Raw genomic sequence first — 16,158 nt, forward strand, 5'->3', positions numbered from 1 at the left:
TTTCGGAAGGAGACACCACATTGGATAAAGATAAACAAAAAGGTTTAATCAAAATTGTTGAACAAATTCAAACAATTATTGTTGAAAAAAATATTCAAGTGGGAGAAAAACTACCTTCTGAAAGATTTCTCAGCGATACGCTTAATGTTGGACGTTCAAGTATAAGAGAAGCACTTAGAGCTTTAGAGTTACTAGGTGTGATACATACGAGAAGAGGTGAAGGTACATTCTTAAGTGATATGTACCAACACCAACTTTTTGATTTAATTGGTAGATTTTTGATACACAATGATTCTCAATTAGATGAAATAAACGAACTTAAGTGGATGATTGAGAACTTCTGTGAAGAGCATACTAACATTGAAGCACAATCAAAAGAAGAACTTGTTTCTTCAAATAATAACCAAATTATGTATATGATTTGGAAGTTACTCTCTCAATATAGCGATAGATTTGAAAGAGATAATAGTAATTAAGTCAGGGGGTAGTGACATGTTTAAAGACTTGTTCAATCGTAACCAGAAAAAGAAAAAATATGTGACAGTTCAAAACAGCAAAGATAACGACGTTCCTGAAGGTATTATGACGAAATGCCCTAAATGTAAAAAAATTATGTATACTAAAGAACTTGTACAAAATTTGAATGTTTGTTTCAATTGTGATCATCATATACCTTTAACTGCTCATGATAGAATTCAAGCTATAAGTGATGAAGGTGCATTCCAGGAATTTGATGCAGGGATGATAGCAGCGAATCCATTAGAATTTCCAGGTTATGAAGAAAAACTACAAAAAGACAGACAGAAAACAGGTTTGAATGATGCAGTAGTAACTGGTATTTCAAAAATAGATGGCGTTCCATATGGTGTTTGTGTTATGGATTCTAGATTTAGAATGGGTAGTATGGGCGCAGTTGTAGGCGAAAAAATTTGTAGAATAGTAGATTACTGCACTGATAACAATTTGCCTTTTGTTTTATTTACAGCAAGTGGAGGAGCAAGAATGCAAGAAGGTATTATCTCACTCATGCAAATGGCTAAGACTAGTGTTTCTATTAAGCGTCATAGTGATAAAGGTTTATTATTTATTTCATATATGACCCACCCAACAACAGGTGGTGTTTCTGCAAGTTTTGCTTCAGTTGGTGATTTGAATTTTGCTGAGCCTAGAGCTTTAATTGGCTTTGCGGGTCGTAGAATTATAGAACAAACAATTAGTGAAAAATTACCGGATGATTTTCAAACTGCTGAATTCTTGTTAGAACACGGTCAATTAGATAAAGTAGTGCATAGAAAAGATATGTACCGTACACTTAGTACAGTACTAAGTATGCATTATAATGAGGTGAAAGATAATGCTTGAATTTGAAAAGCCACTAAAGGAAATAAAAGAAAAAATTGAATCAATAAAAGCTTATCAAGAAAAGCATAATGTTAATCTAGCAGATGAAATTGAAATGCTAGAAGCAACATTAATAAAAGAAACAGAGAAAATATATGAAAACTTACAACCATGGGATAGAGTACAACTCGCAAGGCTACAGGAAAGACCAACTACTTTAGATTATATTCCGTATATTTTTGATGAATTTATTGAATTACATGGTGATCGCACATTCAGAGATGATCCGGCTTTAATTGGTGGATTAGCTTATTTTAACGGTGTCCCTGTAACTGTTATCGGTCATCAACGTGGTAAAGATACGAAAGACAATATATATAGAAACTTTGGTATGGCTCACCCTGAAGGGTATAGGAAAGCATTGAGATTAATGAAACAAGCGGAGAAATTCAATAGACCGATTGTTACGTTTATCGATACTAAAGGTGCATATCCAGGAAAAGCTGCCGAAGAAAGAGGTCAAAGTGAATCTATTGCTAAAAATTTAGTAGAAATGGCTTCTTTAAGTGTGCCTGTTATTTCAATTGTAATAGGTGAAGGAGGCAGTGGTGGCGCGCTTGGATTAGGTGTTACAAACCGCTTACTGATGTTAGAAAATAGTACATATTCTGTTATATCACCAGAAGGGGCAGCTGCTTTACTATGGAAAGATTCTAATTTAGCTCAAATGGCTGCTGAGACAATGAAAATTACTGCACCTGATTTAAATGAATTGGATGTTGTAGATGAAGTTATTAAAGAACCATTTGGTGGTGCACATAAAGATGTCGAAAACCAAGCTAAACTAATTAAAAATTCTTTGGAACTTCATTTATCAGAGCTGAGAAAATTATCACCTGATAATTTAGTAGAAGATAGATTTAATAAGTACCGAAATATTGGAAGTTATATTGATTAATATTTTATAAACAAAAAGAAAAGTCTTTTACTTATGTAAGACTTTTCTTTTTGTTTATAATGAGTATATATGCATAATATTCATTATTATAAAACGTTTTCAATAAATTGATTATTGTGAAAGTGTGAAGCTTTATCAAAGAAGACGTTTACATATCTAAATAACGTTAGTTTTAATGGAATCAAGTTCACATTTGTGTTATTTTTAAATTAACAATCATATATTAAGAGAGGTCTGTATATTTATGAAAAAAATTGCAGTATTAACGAGTGGTGGAGATTCACCAGGGATGAATGCAGCTATTCGTGCTGTCGTTCGTAAAGCAATATACCATGATATTGAAGTTTATGGTGTCTATCAAGGTTATCTAGGTTTAATTAATGATAACATTGAAAAACTAGAATTAGGATCAGTTGGAGATATGATTCAACGAGGTGGAACTTTCTTATATTCTGCTAGATGTCCAGAATTTAAAGAAAAAGAAGTCCGCGCTAAAGCAATTGAAAACCTTGAAAAAAGAGGTATTGAAGGGTTAGTAGTTATCGGCGGAGATGGTAGCTACAGAGGTGCACAAAGATTAAGTGAAGAAGCTAAAAGTCTTAAAACAATCGGCGTACCAGGAACAATCGATAATGACATAAATGGTACAGATTTTACAATTGGTTTTGATACTGCACTTAATACGATTATTGATTCAGTCGATAAAATTCGTGATACAGCATCAAGCCATGAACGTACTTTTATTATAGAAGTAATGGGAAGAGATGCAGGAGACTTAGCTTTATGGTCTGGACTTGCTGCTGGAGCTGAAACAATATTAATACCTGAAGTTAAATCTGACATTGAAGAAATTGCTGAAAAGATTCAACAAGGTATGGAACGTGGTAAAAAACATTCAATCATTGTTTGTGCTGAAGGCGTTATGACAGGTAATCAATGTGGCGAAGAGCTTAAGAAATTTATAAATATAGATACACGTGTTTCTTGTTTAGGACACATCCAACGTGGTGGTACACCAACAGGTATGGATAGAGTTTTAGCTTCTAGATTGGGCGGATATGCAGTAGAATTACTTATTGAAGGCGAAAGTGCAAAAGCAGTTGGTATTCAAAAAAATATACTAACTCGTACAAACTTTGATGAAATATTCCAATCAGAGCATAGCATTGATAATAAAATGTATGAATTAGCAAATCAGCTATCTATATAAAACAAAAATACGGAGGTCATTTAAAATGAGAAAGACAAAAATTGTATGTACAATAGGTCCAGCTTCAGAGTCTGAAGAAATGTTAGAAAAATTAATGCTTGCAGGTATGAACGTTGCAAGATTAAACTTTTCACATGGTGATCATGACGAACATAAAAATCGTATCGATACGATTCGTAAAGTAAGTAAGAAATTAAACAAAAACATTGGTATTTTATTAGACACTAAAGGTCCAGAAATTAGAACGCATACTATGCAAAATGGTTTTATTGAATTGACTAAAGGTGATGATATTACTGTTAAAACTACAGAAGTAGAAGGGACAACAGAAGCTTTCTCAGTAACTTATGAGAATTTAGCTGAAGATCTTGAAGTTGGTTCTAAAATACTTTTAGATGACGGATTAATTGAATTAACAGTTAAATCTATTGATGCATCTAAAGGAGAAGTTCATTGTTCAGTTGATAACTCTGGAGAACTTAAAAATAAAAAAGGTGTAAACCTACCAGGCGTTAAAGTGAGCTTACCTGGTATTACAGATAAAGATGCTAGTGATATTCGTTTTGGTATTGAACAAGGTATTGATTTCATAGCGGCGAGTTTCGTAAGAAGACCTTCGGATGTATTAGATATTCGCGCTATTTTAGAAGAAAGTAATACTGATTTCATTAAAATAATTCCAAAAATAGAAAACGAAGAAGGTATTGAAAACATCGATGAAATCCTTCAAGTTTCTGATGGTTTAATGGTTGCTCGTGGAGATATGGGTGTTGAAATTTTACCTGAAGAAGTTCCAATGGTACAAAAACAATTAATTCAAAAATGTAATAAACTAGGTAAACCTGTTATTACAGCAACACAAATGTTGGATTCTATGCAAAGAAACCCACGTTGTACGAGAGCTGAAGCAAGTGACGTAGCTAACGCTATTTACGATGGATCAGATGCTGTTATGTTATCAGGTGAAACAGCTGCTGGGTTATATCCAGAAGAAGCTGTTCGCACAATGCAAAATATTGCAGTAGCGGCTGAAAAAGCACAAGACTATAAAAAATTATTATCAGATCGTTCTAAGATGATTGATACAAACTTAGTTAATGCAATTGGTGTATCAGTAGCTCACACTGCATTAAACTTAAATGTTGAATCAATTGTAGCAGCAACAGAAAGTGGTGCTACTGCACAAACTATATCTAAATATAGACCACATTCTCATATTATTGCAGTAACACCTAATGAAACAACTGCACGTCATATGTCATTAGTTTGGGGCGTTTTACCAGTAGTTAGAAAAGGTAAACAAACTACAGACGAATTATTAAACAATGCTGTTTCAACAGCAGTAAATACTGGTTTAGTGGATAATGGTGACTTAATCATCATTACTGCTGGTGTACCAACAGGTGAAACAGGTACAACTAACTTAATGAAAATTCACTTAGTAGGTGATGATTTAGCTAAAGGACAAGGTATTGGCCATTCATCTGCTGTCGGTAAAGCTGTAGTAGTTGATAAAGCTGAAGATTTAGAAGGTAAAGATTTAAGCGAAGCTATAGTTATTACACAATCTAGTGATGCTGATATGGTTCCTTACCTTGAAAATGCTAAAGGTTTAGTTACTGAAGAAGGTGGATTAACTTCACACGCTGCAGTAGTTGGATTAAACTTAGGTATTGCGACTATAGTTGGCGTAGAAGATGCTCGTCAAAAAATTGTTGACGGCACATTAATCACTTTAGATCCAAAACAACATAAGATTTATGAAGGATACGCTAACGTACTTTAATCAATATAATGAAAGAGTCTGAGACAATTTTTTGTCTTGGACTTTTTTTATTTATATATAAAAATAAAAAACCATCAAAATTCTTTAATAAATAAGAATTTTGATGGTTTTTAAGTGAATCTATTTAAATTTTCTTTTTTGTATAAAATACATGATGGTCAATATAACAAACCAAATTGGTGTAATTAAAATAGCGATTAAAGTTACTTTGTTAGTCATAAGCAATATAAATACAAAAATAAAGAATATTAATGTAATCCATGCCATCGGAACACCACCAGGTAATTTAAAGTTTGACGTTTTGTTAAGTTCTGGTGCTAATTTTCTATATCTAATATATGCTATTGTTATCAATGACCAAACAACTAAGAATAGTACAGTAGATACTGATGTAACATATTTAAAAACTTCGCCTGCGTCTTTAATAATATAGTTTAAAAGTACAGATATCATTAATAATAAGCAGCTAAATAAAGTTGCTTTATATGGTACGCCTCTGCTATTTGTTTCACCGAAACCTTTATTTGCTTGATTGTTTTGGGATAAACCATAAAGCATTCTACTATTAGAGAAAATACCGCTGTTACAAGATGAAGCTGCTGCTGTTAAGACAACAAAATTAATAATACTAGCAGCAATAGGTATGCCTATTAGACCAAATAATTTTACGAATGGGCTTTCAGCAGGATCAATTTGATTCCATGGTGTTATAGACATGATAATGATTAGTGACCCTACGTAAAATAACATAATTCTAATAGGTACGCTGTTTATAGCTCTTGGAATAGTTTTGTGTGGATCTTTAGTCTCTCCTGCAGTTACACCTATCAATTCAATACCTACGAATGAAAATGCCGCCATTTGGAATGATAAGAAAAATCCATTCATCCCATTAGGGAACAATCCACCATGACTCCAAATATGAGTAAGTGAAGCTGTACCATATGGCGTTTTATAAGCCATGACTAGCATGATGATTCCTACAACAATTAAGGCAATAATTGTTGTAATTTTAATGATTGAGAACCAAAATTCTAATTCTCCAAATAATTTTGCGGTCATTAAATTCATTGTCATTAGTACGAGTATTGTGAATAGTGCTGTAATCCAAGTTGGTATTTCAGGAAACCAAAAGCTTATGTATTTTGCTACGGCTGTTACTTCTGCCATGCCGGTAACTATCCAACAGAACCAATAAGTCCAACCTGTAATGTATCCAGCAAATGGACCAATATATGTATGTGTAACGTCTGCAAATGAATGAAAGTCTGTATTAGATAATAATATTTCCCCTAAAGCTCTCATAAACATAAACAGTATGAAACCTATTATGATATAGGTTAATAAAATTGAAGGGCCAGCTGAATGTATTGTTTCACCTGCACCCAAAAATAGACCAGTTCCTATTGCTCCACCTATAGCAATTAGTTGAACGTGTCTATTACTTAATTCCCTTTGTAAATTATTTGACATAAAAATTAATTCCTTCTTTCCTTAATACGTCTTAATATATATTTTATTATGCACTTACACTATTAAAATAGCAATTAAAATATACATAAATTGTATGCAGTTAAGTCTATTAAAAATGATTTATTATTTTTATCATAAACAATAAATAAAATGAATGATTAAAGAGGAGTAACGTATATATCTGATAACTTTTATAAGAATTAAAAGTGTTCAAAACCTTTATAACACTTGGTTCAAAGCTTATCGTCTAAAAGTTATATGAAAATTGTATTTTCAATAATTTTACACTTATCCTAATTTATTTAACGATATTAATTAACTTTTTAAAAGTTTAAAAGGTGTTCGCATTCACAAAATGGCTTAAATTATATATAATGTATATGAAAGCCATTACATACATGGGCAATTATTTAGTAAGGGGGATAAACAATATGGCACAAGTAGCAAAAGGACTAGAAGGTATTATTGCTTCTGAAACAAAAATTAGTTCTATTATAGATAATCAACTAACTTATGCTGGTTATGATATAGATGACTTAACAGAAAATGCATTATTTGAAGAGGTAATGTTTTTACTGTGGAATCTAAGATTACCAAATAAAGAAGAACTAGAAGACTTAAAAGAAAAATTATTGCATTATATGACTTTAAACCCGAGAATGTACTCACATTTTGAAGATTATGCAACGGATAAAGTACATCCGATGACAGGTTTGCGTACGTCATTATCATACTTAGCTCATTTTGATCCACAAGCTGAAGTGTTTGATGATGAAACAAATTATGAACGTGCGATAAGAATTCAAGCAAAAGTAGCTTCATTAGTAACTTCTTTCTCAAGAGTTAGAAATGGTAAAGAAGTTGTTAAACCTAAAAAGGAATTAAGCTATGCAGGTAACTTCTTGTACATGTTAAGAGGGGAAGTTCCTAGTGACGTAGAAATTGAAGGATTTAATAAAGCATTAATTTTACATGCAGATCATGAATTTAATGCATCAACATTTACAGCTAGGGTAGCAGTTTCAACATTATCAGATATGTATTCAGGTGTAACAGCAGCAGCTGGAGCTTTAAAAGGTCCATTGCATGGTGGCGCTAATGAGCAAGTTATGAAAATGTTGACTGAAATTGGAACTGTTGATAAGACAGATAGTTATATTAAAGAAAAAATCGAAAATAAAGAAAAAATTATGGGATTCGGTCACAGAGTATATAAAAATGGTGACCCAAGAGCTAAGTACTTAAAAGAAATGAGTCGTCGTATCACTGATGAAACTGGTCAAAAAGAGTTATTCGAAATTTCATTACGTATTGCAGAAATAATGAAAGAAGAAAAAGGTTTATTGCCTAATGTTGATTTCTTTAGTGCAACTGTTTACCATAGCATGGGTATAGACCATGATTTATTCACACCGATATTTGCAGTAAGCCGTATGGCAGGTTGGACCGCTCATATTATAGAACAATATAGAGAAAATAGAATTATGAGACCAAGAGCTGAATATACAGGTGAACGTAATCGTAAGTATGAACTAATTGAAAATAGATAGTTTTATAAATATAATATAAATAAACATATTTAAATGGAGGAATCATATAATGACAGCAGAAAAAATTACAACAAATCAAGGCGTTTTAAATGTTCCGAATAATCCTATTGTTCCGTATATTATCGGAGACGGTATTGGTCCAGATATCTGGAATGCAGCAAGTAAAGTTTTAGATGCAGCTGTAGAAAAAGCTTATAATGGCGAAAAGAAAATCGAATGGAAAGAAGTATTAGCTGGTCAAAAGGCTTACGATGAAACAGGCGAGTGGTTACCTGCTGAGACTTTAGATACAATTAGAGAATATTTAATCGCCATTAAAGGTCCTTTAACTACACCAATTGGTGGAGGTATTCGCTCATTAAATGTTGCTTTACGTCAAGAATTAGATTTATTTACTTGCCTAAGACCTGTACGTTGGTTTAAAGGTGTTCCTTCACCGGTAAAACGTCCTGAAGATACAGATATGGTTATTTTCCGTGAAAATACAGAAGACATTTATGCTGGTATCGAATTCCAAGAGGGTTCTGATGATGCTAAAAAAGTTATTGATTTCTTACAAAATGAAATGGGTGCTAAAAATATTAGATTCCCTGAAACTTCAGGAATTGGTATTAAACCTGTTTCTAAAGAAGGTACTGAAAGATTAGTTAGAGCAGCGATTAACTACGCGTTTGATAACAATCGTCGTAACGTTACATTAGTACACAAAGGTAACATTATGAAGTTTACTGAAGGTGCGTTCAAACAATGGGGCTATGATTTAGCTGAACGTGAATTTGGTGATCGTGTATTCACTTGGCAACAATACGATAAAATCGTTGAAGAAGAAGGTAAAGATGCTGCGAACAAAGCACAATCTGATGCAGAAGCTGAAGGTAAATTAATCATTAAAGATTCAATCGCAGATATTTTCTTACAACAAATTTTAACGCGCCCTGCTGAATTTGATGTTGTAGCTACAATGAACTTAAATGGTGACTATGTTTCAGATGCTTTAGCAGCACAAGTTGGCGGAATTGGTATTGCACCAGGAGCTAACATCAACTATGAAACTGGTCATGCAATCTTTGAAGCTACACATGGTACTGCACCAAAATATGCTGGTTTAGATAAAGTGAATCCTTCATCAGTATTATTAAGTGGTGTTCTATTATTAGAACACATTGGTTGGCAAGAAGCTGCAGATAAAATTACACAATCTGTAGAAGCGACTATTGCATCTAAAGTAGTAACATATGACTTTGCTCGTTTAATGGAAGGCGCAACTGAAGTTAAATCTTCAGAATTCGCTGATGAATTAGTTAAAAATTTACCATAATGTGATTAATTGAGGGGGGTTATATATAACCTCCCTTTTATTTTAAGGAGATGTAATTTATGACAAGAAAAAAAGTATCAATTATTGGCGCCGGCTTTACAGGTGCTACAGCAGCTTTTGTAGCAGCACAAAAAGAATTAGGGGATATTGTATTAGTTGATATACCTCAATCTGAAAATCCTACTAAAGGTAAAGCATTAGACATAGCTGAAAGCGCACCAGTACTTGGGTTTGATTCTAAAGTTATTGGGACATCAAACTATGAAGATACAAAAGACTCTGACGTTGTAATTATTACAGCGGGTATAGCTAGAAAACCTGGTATGTCGAGAGATGATTTAGTACAAACAAACCAAAAAGTCATGAAATCAGTTACTGAACAAATAGTCAAATATTCACCTAATGCAATTATTTTAGTTTTAACAAATCCTGTTGACGCTATGACGTACACTGTATATAAAGCATCAGGATTTCCTAAAGAGAGAGTTATTGGTCAATCGGGTGTATTAGATACAGCTAGGTTCAGAACATTCGTTGCAGAAGAATTAGATTTATCTGTTAAAGATGTAACAGGTTTTGTACTTGGTGGTCATGGGGATACTATGGTTCCCTTAATTAGATACTCAGCAGCTGGTGGAGTTCCATTAGAAAAATTACTTTCAGAAGAAAAAATTAATGCAATTGTAGATCGTACAAGAAAAGGTGGGGCAGAAATTGTTAACCTTTTAGGAAATGGATCTGCTTATTACGCTCCTGGAGCTGCATTAATTGAAATGACGGAATCTATTTTGAAAGATCAAAAACGCGTATTACCTTCTATTGCTTATTTAGAAGGCGAATATGGGTATGAGGATATCTATTTAGGTGTACCAACTGTGCTAGGTAGTAATGGTATAGAAAAAATTATTGAATTAGATTTAACAAATGAAGAAAAAGAATTATTAGATGAATCTGCAGAAGCAGTTAAATCAGTTAAAGAAGTGTTACAATAGGAATAATATAGTTAAAGTACTGGCTGGGACATAAATAAATGTCTCAGCTTCATTCATTACAAGACAGTATCTGATTAGGTATTAAAACGTGCTTAAATCAAGCTTTTTCATACTTAGTCATTTTTAATGGGGGTGGGACTACGAAATTTTTGAAAATGAGATTTTTGTCCTACTCCCTATTTTATTAGCTTAATTGTTAATACAGTGTTAACTTTTTGTAAAGTTCTCTAAATACGTATTATTTTTTTAATAATTTACGTTATAATTATGTTAAATCGCTTAAGGAGGTTCTTGCATGTCACAAAAAGTATTGGTAGTAGACGATGAACAATCAATCGTCACTTTGCTTAAATATAATATAGAACAAGCGGGTTACCAAGTTATTGTAGCCTATGATGGTGTCCAAGCATTAGAGAAAGTCAACGAAGAAAAACCGGATTTAGTGGTTTTAGATGTCATGTTACCTGAAATGGATGGTATTGAAGTATGTAAAACAATACGTTCAGATAAAAATCAAGTTCCTATTTTAATGTTAACAGCAAAAGATGATGAATTTGATAGAGTATTAGGTTTAGAACTAGGTGCAGATGATTACATGACAAAGCCATTTTCTCCAAGAGAAGTGGTAGCAAGAGTTAAAGCAATTTTAAGACGAGTTAGCCAAATCGAATCTAGTCAATTAGATGAAGATGAAGATATTATATTAGGTTCAATTCGAATACGTCCAGATTATTTTGAAGTTTATCGAAATGACGAGCTTTTAGAATTAACACCGAAAGAATTCGAATTATTACTATATTTAATCGAAAGACAAGGCCGTGTGATTACTAGAGAACATATGCTGAATTCAGTATGGAATTATGAATTTGCAGGAGATTCACGTATTGTAGATGTACATATAAGTCATTTAAGAGATAAGCTTGAAGAAAACCCTAAACAGCCTCAGTTTATAAAAACGGTGAGAGGCTTAGGTTATAAGTTAGAAAGACCAAAAAATAATGATTAAGTTTTATAATAAGCTTTTAATTATACTTACAACAGTTACCGTTGTAAGTTTTCTTATATTAGGGTTTTTCCTACATAATTCAAGTTATGATCTAATATCTAAGCAAGAAGATAAACAAATGAAAAACGATTCTAGAAAGATTTACGATATTGCCAAACAACATCCAGAAGATTTGGATAATATATTAAATGTATTTGTACAAGATGTTTTAGTCATGAAGAATAATAAAGAATTATATAGTTCTCAAAATCAAGGGACTAAAATTTTTGATGATGAAAAAGATGATGCCATTAAAGAAGCTAGAAAATTCGATGAATCGTTTAAACTTAATAAAGAAAAAAGTGAATTAATTTCTGCTAAAAAATATGGTGAATATACGATTGTTTTAGCGAAAGAATCTGAAACTATAGCAATTATTCAAAAAGATATTTGGCAATACTTGTTAATCGTCTTATTATTTACTTTACCACTTATTTATTTCGTAGTTAGATACATCAATACTTCTTACATCTATCCTATAAAAGAAGTAACATATGCTACTAAATTATTAGCTTCTGGTAAGTATAGAGTAAGAGTTCCAGAAAGTAATGTTAAAGAAACGAAAGACTTATTCATTAACACTAATGAGCTCGCTAGAACGCTAGACGATTTAAATAATGAGCAGAAACTTCAAAGAAATAGATTAGAAACGACATTAGAAAACATTCCAAGTGCAACGTTGATGATCGATAGAGATGGTTATATTGTTATAGCTAATAAAACTTATCATGATTTATTTGATAGAGTTGGGAATGCAGAAGGGCAATTGTTTAAAGATGTTATGCCTAATCAAGAAATCAGCCAAATGATGAACGAAGCTTTGAAGTTAGAACAACCTTTATTTGAGCAAATTGAATTGTATATTAATAATGTTCATAATAAATTTTTCGAAGTATCTACTATACCAGTCCTATCAAGACGTAAGAAAAATCTTTTAGGTCTCGTAGTAGTAATGCATGATATTACAAAATTGAAAAAATTAGAACATATGCGCAAAGACTTTGTTGCAAATGTATCTCACGAACTGAGGACACCTATAACTTCTATTAAAGGCTTTGCTGAAACTTTATTAGATGGTGCTAAAGATGATCCAGAATCTTTAGATATGTTTTTAAATATCATTCTTGAAGAATCAAACAGGATACAATCATTAGTACAAGACTTGTTAGATTTATCTAAAATTGAACAAAGTAATAAAATTCCAAAAGAACGTATTTCTTTAACTGAAATAGGAGAGCATTGTATACAAACTGTAAGTAATGCAGCACATAAAAAAGATATTGAATTGATAGGTAATATCGATAATGATGTATATGCACTTGGAGATAAAGATAAAATCACTCAAGTTCTTATTAATTTGTTAACGAATGCCATTAGTTACTCTTCGCCATCTAGTGAAGTTGTTTTAACAATTAAAAATGAAACAGACGGACAAATTATTTCTGTTAAAGACAATGGTATAGGTATTTCTGAAGAAGAGCATGCTCGTATATTTGAACGCTTTTATAGAGTTGATAAAGCAAGAAGTAGAGATTCTGGAGGTACTGGCTTAGGACTGTCTATTACAAAACATATTATAGAAGCACATAATGGTGTAATTAAAGTAGAATCTAAAGTAGGCGAGGGCTCTAATTTTATAGTTAAATTATTTAATGAATAATCTTCATATAATCTTTACAATAAATTCACACTAGTTTCATGGTTTATAGATAGAATGAATCTAGACCCCTTCATTTTGATGATTGAGCAAGATACTTCGATATCTTGCTTTTTTATTTTATGCGAAACAATCTAAATATGGACTTATATATGATAAAATGAAATCAATATAATGATGGAGGTATCTCACATTGGAAAAATTGGTACTTATAGACGGAAATAGTTTATCATTTAGAGCTTTTTTTGCATTGCCTCTTTTAACTAATAAAGCGGGCGTATACACAAATGCAATTTATGGTTTCACAATGATTTTAGATAAAATAATAAAAGAAGAACAACCGACTCATTTTATGGTTGCATTTGATGCTGGAAAAACAACATTTAGAAATAACATGTATAGTGAATACAAAGGTGGACGTGAAAAAACGCCGGATGAATTACGTAGCCAATTGCCATATATTCGTCAATTAGTTGAAAGTTATAATATTAAACACTATGAACTTGAAAATTATGAAGCGGACGATATTATCGGTACGCTATCAAAACAAGCTGATAATCAAAATTTAAAAACTATAATTATAACTGGCGATCGTGATTTAACACAATTAGCTAGCGAAAACGTAACAATTTATTACACTAAAAAAGGTGTGACAGATATTGATCACTATACACCTGAATTCATCGCTGAAAAGTATGATGGAATAGTACCAAATCAAATTATTGATATGAAAGGCCTTATGGGAGATAAATCAGATAATATACCAGGTGTCCCTGGTATTGGTGAAAAGACTGCTATCAAGTTATTGAAACAATTTGAAACAGTTGAGGGCGTTTACGAAAATATAGATGAATTAAAAAAATCTAAAATGAAAGAAAAGCTAATTGAAAATGAAGAAAATGCAAAATTAAGTAAAGATTTAGCGACGATTAATAGAGATAGCCCTATAGAAGTAACGATAGATGATTTAAAATTAACAGACTATAGTGATGAAGAGAAAATTAAACTATTCAAAACTTTAGAATTTAAACAATTGTTAGATCAAATGGATGCAAGTACAGAAGCTTCAGATGATCGTGTTATTGAATATATAGATAGTATGGATGATTTTGATTTTAAAAATACAAAAGAAGCGTCCATACATTTTGAGACGAATGAAAACAATTATCTAAAAGCAGACGTTCTAGGTTTCGCTATTCAAACGGAAAATCAGGTATTTGTGATAACAGAAGAAGAATTTAAACAAAATAAAGATTTGCATGAATGGTTAGAACGAGAAGAGGTATCATTGTCTGCTTATGACGTTAAAAAGACTATTGTGTTATCACATAGATTAGGTGTAAAAATTAAAGGTGTTACATTTGATACAATGTTAGCGAGTTATATATTAGATCCTTCTAGAACAATAGATGATGTATATTCAGTCGTGTCTGAATTTGGAATTTATTACGTGCCTAATGACGAAAGCATCTATGGAAAAGGCAAAAAGTTACACGTGCCAGAAAGAGACGTTTTATTTGAATGTATCGCAAAAAAAGTGACTGCGATTTCAGAATCAAAAGAAAAAATGATTGACCTATTAAAAGAAAGAGAACAACTTTCATTACACGATGATTTAGAGTTGCCACTAGCGACAGTTTTAGCTGATATGGAGAGATTAGGTATAACAGTTGATAAGGATACTTTAGTAAATATGCAAGAAGATTTAAATTCAAGACTTGAGAAATTAATTGAACAAATTCATAATTATGCGGGTTCTGAATTCAATATTAATTCACCTAAGCAACTTGGTGTAGTATTATTTGAAGATTTAAAATTACCAATTATTAAAAAGACTAAGACTGGCTATTCAACAGCAGTAGATGTGTTAGAACAATTACGAAATGAACATCCTATAATTGAAGATATTTTAGTTTATAGACAATTATCTAAATTGCAATCTACTTACATTGAAGGCCTACAAAAAATGATTACACCTGAAGGTAAGATTCATACGCGATTTAACCAAACATTGGCACAAACTGGTCGCTTAAGTTCTGTTGAACCTAACTTGCAAAACATACCGATTCGATTAGAAGAAGGTCGTAAAATTAGAAAAGCATTTAGACCAAGTAAGAAAGACCATGTTATTTTTGCAGCTGACTATTCTCAAATTGAGTTACGTGTATTGGCACATATTACAGGGGACGAACATATGAAAGAAGCATTTACATCTAATGAAGATATTCATACGAAAACTGCAATGCGTGTTTTCAACATAGATAGTAAAGACGAAATTACTGGAAATATGAGAAGACAAGCTAAAGCTGTTAACTTTGGTATCGTTTATGGAATCAGTGATTATGGGTTGAGTCAAAGTTTAGGTATTACGAGAAAAGAAGCTAAGAAATTTATCGATGACTATTTAGATAGTTTCCCTAAAGTAAAAGAATATATGGATACAATAGTGCAAGATGCAAAACAAAAAGGATACGTAGAAACACTTCTTCATAGAAGACGATATACGCCTGATATTACAAATAGAAACTTTAATTTAAGAAGCTTTGCAGAAAGAACAGCTATGAATACACCTATACAAGGTAGTGCAGCTGATATCATCAAACTTGCAATGGTTCAGTTTGCTCATAAAATTAAAGATACAAACTTTAATGCAAAATTATTATTACAAGTACACGATGAATTAATATTTGAAGTGCCAAATGATGAAATAGATGAATTCAGGCCATTTGTAGAGGAAATCATGGATAATGCGCTTGAACTGAGCGTACCATTAAGTGTTGAATCAAGTTATGGAGACACATGGTATGATGCAAAATAATGAAGAGAAA

At 32.0% G+C, this 16,158-nt stretch carries 12 protein-coding genes; 11 read left to right on the forward strand and 1 reads right to left on the reverse strand.

The genetic code is table 11. From position 1 onward, the window contains the following. Positions 1-20: 20 nt before the first annotated feature. From ACNMOQ_RS05895 to pyk, 5 genes are all read left to right on the forward strand, one after another. Positions 21-476 carry a FadR/GntR family transcriptional regulator gene (locus ACNMOQ_RS05895; protein WP_017000648.1) on the forward strand — a complete coding sequence of 152 codons (456 nt, stop codon included), beginning with the start codon at positions 21-23 and terminating at the stop codon, positions 474-476. A 16-nt stretch (positions 477-492) separates the two neighbouring features. After that, positions 493-1,362 carry an acetyl-CoA carboxylase, carboxyltransferase subunit beta gene (gene accD, locus ACNMOQ_RS05900; protein ID WP_017000649.1) on the forward strand — a complete coding sequence of 290 codons (870 nt, stop codon included), beginning with the start codon at positions 493-495 and terminating at the stop codon, positions 1,360-1,362. Then, on the forward strand, positions 1,355-2,299 hold the full coding sequence (accA, locus tag ACNMOQ_RS05905; protein ID WP_017000650.1) for an acetyl-CoA carboxylase carboxyl transferase subunit alpha: 945 nt from the start codon (positions 1,355-1,357) through the stop codon (positions 2,297-2,299). The genes accD and accA overlap by 8 nt, the downstream gene beginning before the upstream one ends. A 244-nt stretch (positions 2,300-2,543) precedes the next feature. Continuing rightward, positions 2,544-3,509 (forward strand): 6-phosphofructokinase, encoded by a 966-nt coding sequence (gene pfkA, locus ACNMOQ_RS05910; protein ID WP_017000651.1) that lies wholly within the window; start codon positions 2,544-2,546, stop codon positions 3,507-3,509. 25 nt (positions 3,510-3,534) lie between these two features. Further along, complete coding sequence (gene pyk, locus ACNMOQ_RS05915; protein ID WP_182093989.1) at positions 3,535-5,295, forward strand: pyruvate kinase; 1,761 nt, start codon at positions 3,535-3,537, stop codon at positions 5,293-5,295. Between the two features lie 120 nt (positions 5,296-5,415). Here pyk and ACNMOQ_RS05920 read toward each other — a convergent pair whose 3' ends face one another. Continuing rightward, the gene (locus ACNMOQ_RS05920) at positions 5,416-6,768 is read right to left on the reverse strand and encodes an amino acid permease (RefSeq protein ID WP_064204347.1); all 1,353 of its coding nucleotides are present in this window, start codon (positions 6,766-6,768) and stop codon (positions 5,416-5,418) included. 431 nt (positions 6,769-7,199) lie between these two features. Here ACNMOQ_RS05920 and ACNMOQ_RS05925 point away from each other — a divergent pair, with 431 nt between their 5' ends. The 6 genes from ACNMOQ_RS05925 to polA all read left to right on the forward strand — a co-directional run bounded on the left by ACNMOQ_RS05925 (position 7,200) and on the right by polA (position 16,148). Beyond that, positions 7,200-8,318, forward strand: a complete 1,119-nt coding sequence (locus ACNMOQ_RS05925) for a citrate synthase (RefSeq protein WP_416350342.1) — start codon at positions 7,200-7,202, stop codon at positions 8,316-8,318. A gap of 49 nt (positions 8,319-8,367) precedes the next feature. Continuing rightward, positions 8,368-9,636, forward strand: a complete 1,269-nt coding sequence (gene icd / locus ACNMOQ_RS05930) for an NADP-dependent isocitrate dehydrogenase (protein WP_016999313.1) — start codon at positions 8,368-8,370, stop codon at positions 9,634-9,636. Between the two features lie 59 nt (positions 9,637-9,695). Further along, positions 9,696-10,628, forward strand: coding sequence for a malate dehydrogenase (gene mdh / locus ACNMOQ_RS05935; RefSeq protein ID WP_218706194.1), 933 nt, complete (start codon positions 9,696-9,698; stop codon positions 10,626-10,628). Positions 10,629-10,923: 295 nt separating this feature from the next. After that, positions 10,924-11,634, forward strand: a complete 711-nt coding sequence (locus ACNMOQ_RS05940; RefSeq protein WP_016999311.1) for a response regulator transcription factor — start codon at positions 10,924-10,926, stop codon at positions 11,632-11,634. Beyond that, positions 11,627-13,333: a two-component system histidine kinase PnpS gene (gene pnpS / locus ACNMOQ_RS05945; RefSeq protein WP_064211082.1), complete on the forward strand. Its 1,707-nt coding sequence runs from the start codon at positions 11,627-11,629 to the stop codon at positions 13,331-13,333. The genes ACNMOQ_RS05940 and pnpS overlap by 8 nt, the downstream gene beginning before the upstream one ends. Positions 13,334-13,523: 190 nt before the next feature. After that, positions 13,524-16,148: a DNA polymerase I gene (gene polA, locus ACNMOQ_RS05950; protein WP_064211081.1), complete on the forward strand. Its 2,625-nt coding sequence runs from the start codon at positions 13,524-13,526 to the stop codon at positions 16,146-16,148. Positions 16,149-16,158: the final 10 nt, after the last annotated feature.

The sequence above is a fragment of the Mammaliicoccus lentus genome, assembly GCF_947036595.1.
GTDB lineage: Bacteria > Bacillota > Bacilli > Staphylococcales > Staphylococcaceae > Mammaliicoccus > Mammaliicoccus lentus.

Coding starts and splice junctions, on each gene's coding strand:
- accA (WP_017000650.1), top strand. CDS start 1,355: ATGCTTGAATTTGAAAAGCCACTAAAGGAAATAAAAGAAAAAATTGAA.
- ACNMOQ_RS05940 (WP_016999311.1), top strand. CDS start 10,924: ATGTCACAAAAAGTATTGGTAGTAGACGATGAACAATCAATCGTCACT.
- accD (WP_017000649.1), top strand. CDS start 493: ATGTTTAAAGACTTGTTCAATCGTAACCAGAAAAAGAAAAAATATGTG.
- ACNMOQ_RS05920 (WP_064204347.1), bottom strand. CDS start 6,768: ATGTCAAATAATTTACAAAGGGAATTAAGTAATAGACACGTTCAACTA.
- icd (WP_016999313.1), top strand. CDS start 8,368: ATGACAGCAGAAAAAATTACAACAAATCAAGGCGTTTTAAATGTTCCG.
- pnpS (WP_064211082.1), top strand. CDS start 11,627: ATGATTAAGTTTTATAATAAGCTTTTAATTATACTTACAACAGTTACC.
- pyk (WP_182093989.1), top strand. CDS start 3,535: ATGAGAAAGACAAAAATTGTATGTACAATAGGTCCAGCTTCAGAGTCT.
- pfkA (WP_017000651.1), top strand. CDS start 2,544: ATGAAAAAAATTGCAGTATTAACGAGTGGTGGAGATTCACCAGGGATG.
- ACNMOQ_RS05925 (WP_416350342.1), top strand. CDS start 7,200: ATGGCACAAGTAGCAAAAGGACTAGAAGGTATTATTGCTTCTGAAACA.
- mdh (WP_218706194.1), top strand. CDS start 9,696: ATGACAAGAAAAAAAGTATCAATTATTGGCGCCGGCTTTACAGGTGCT.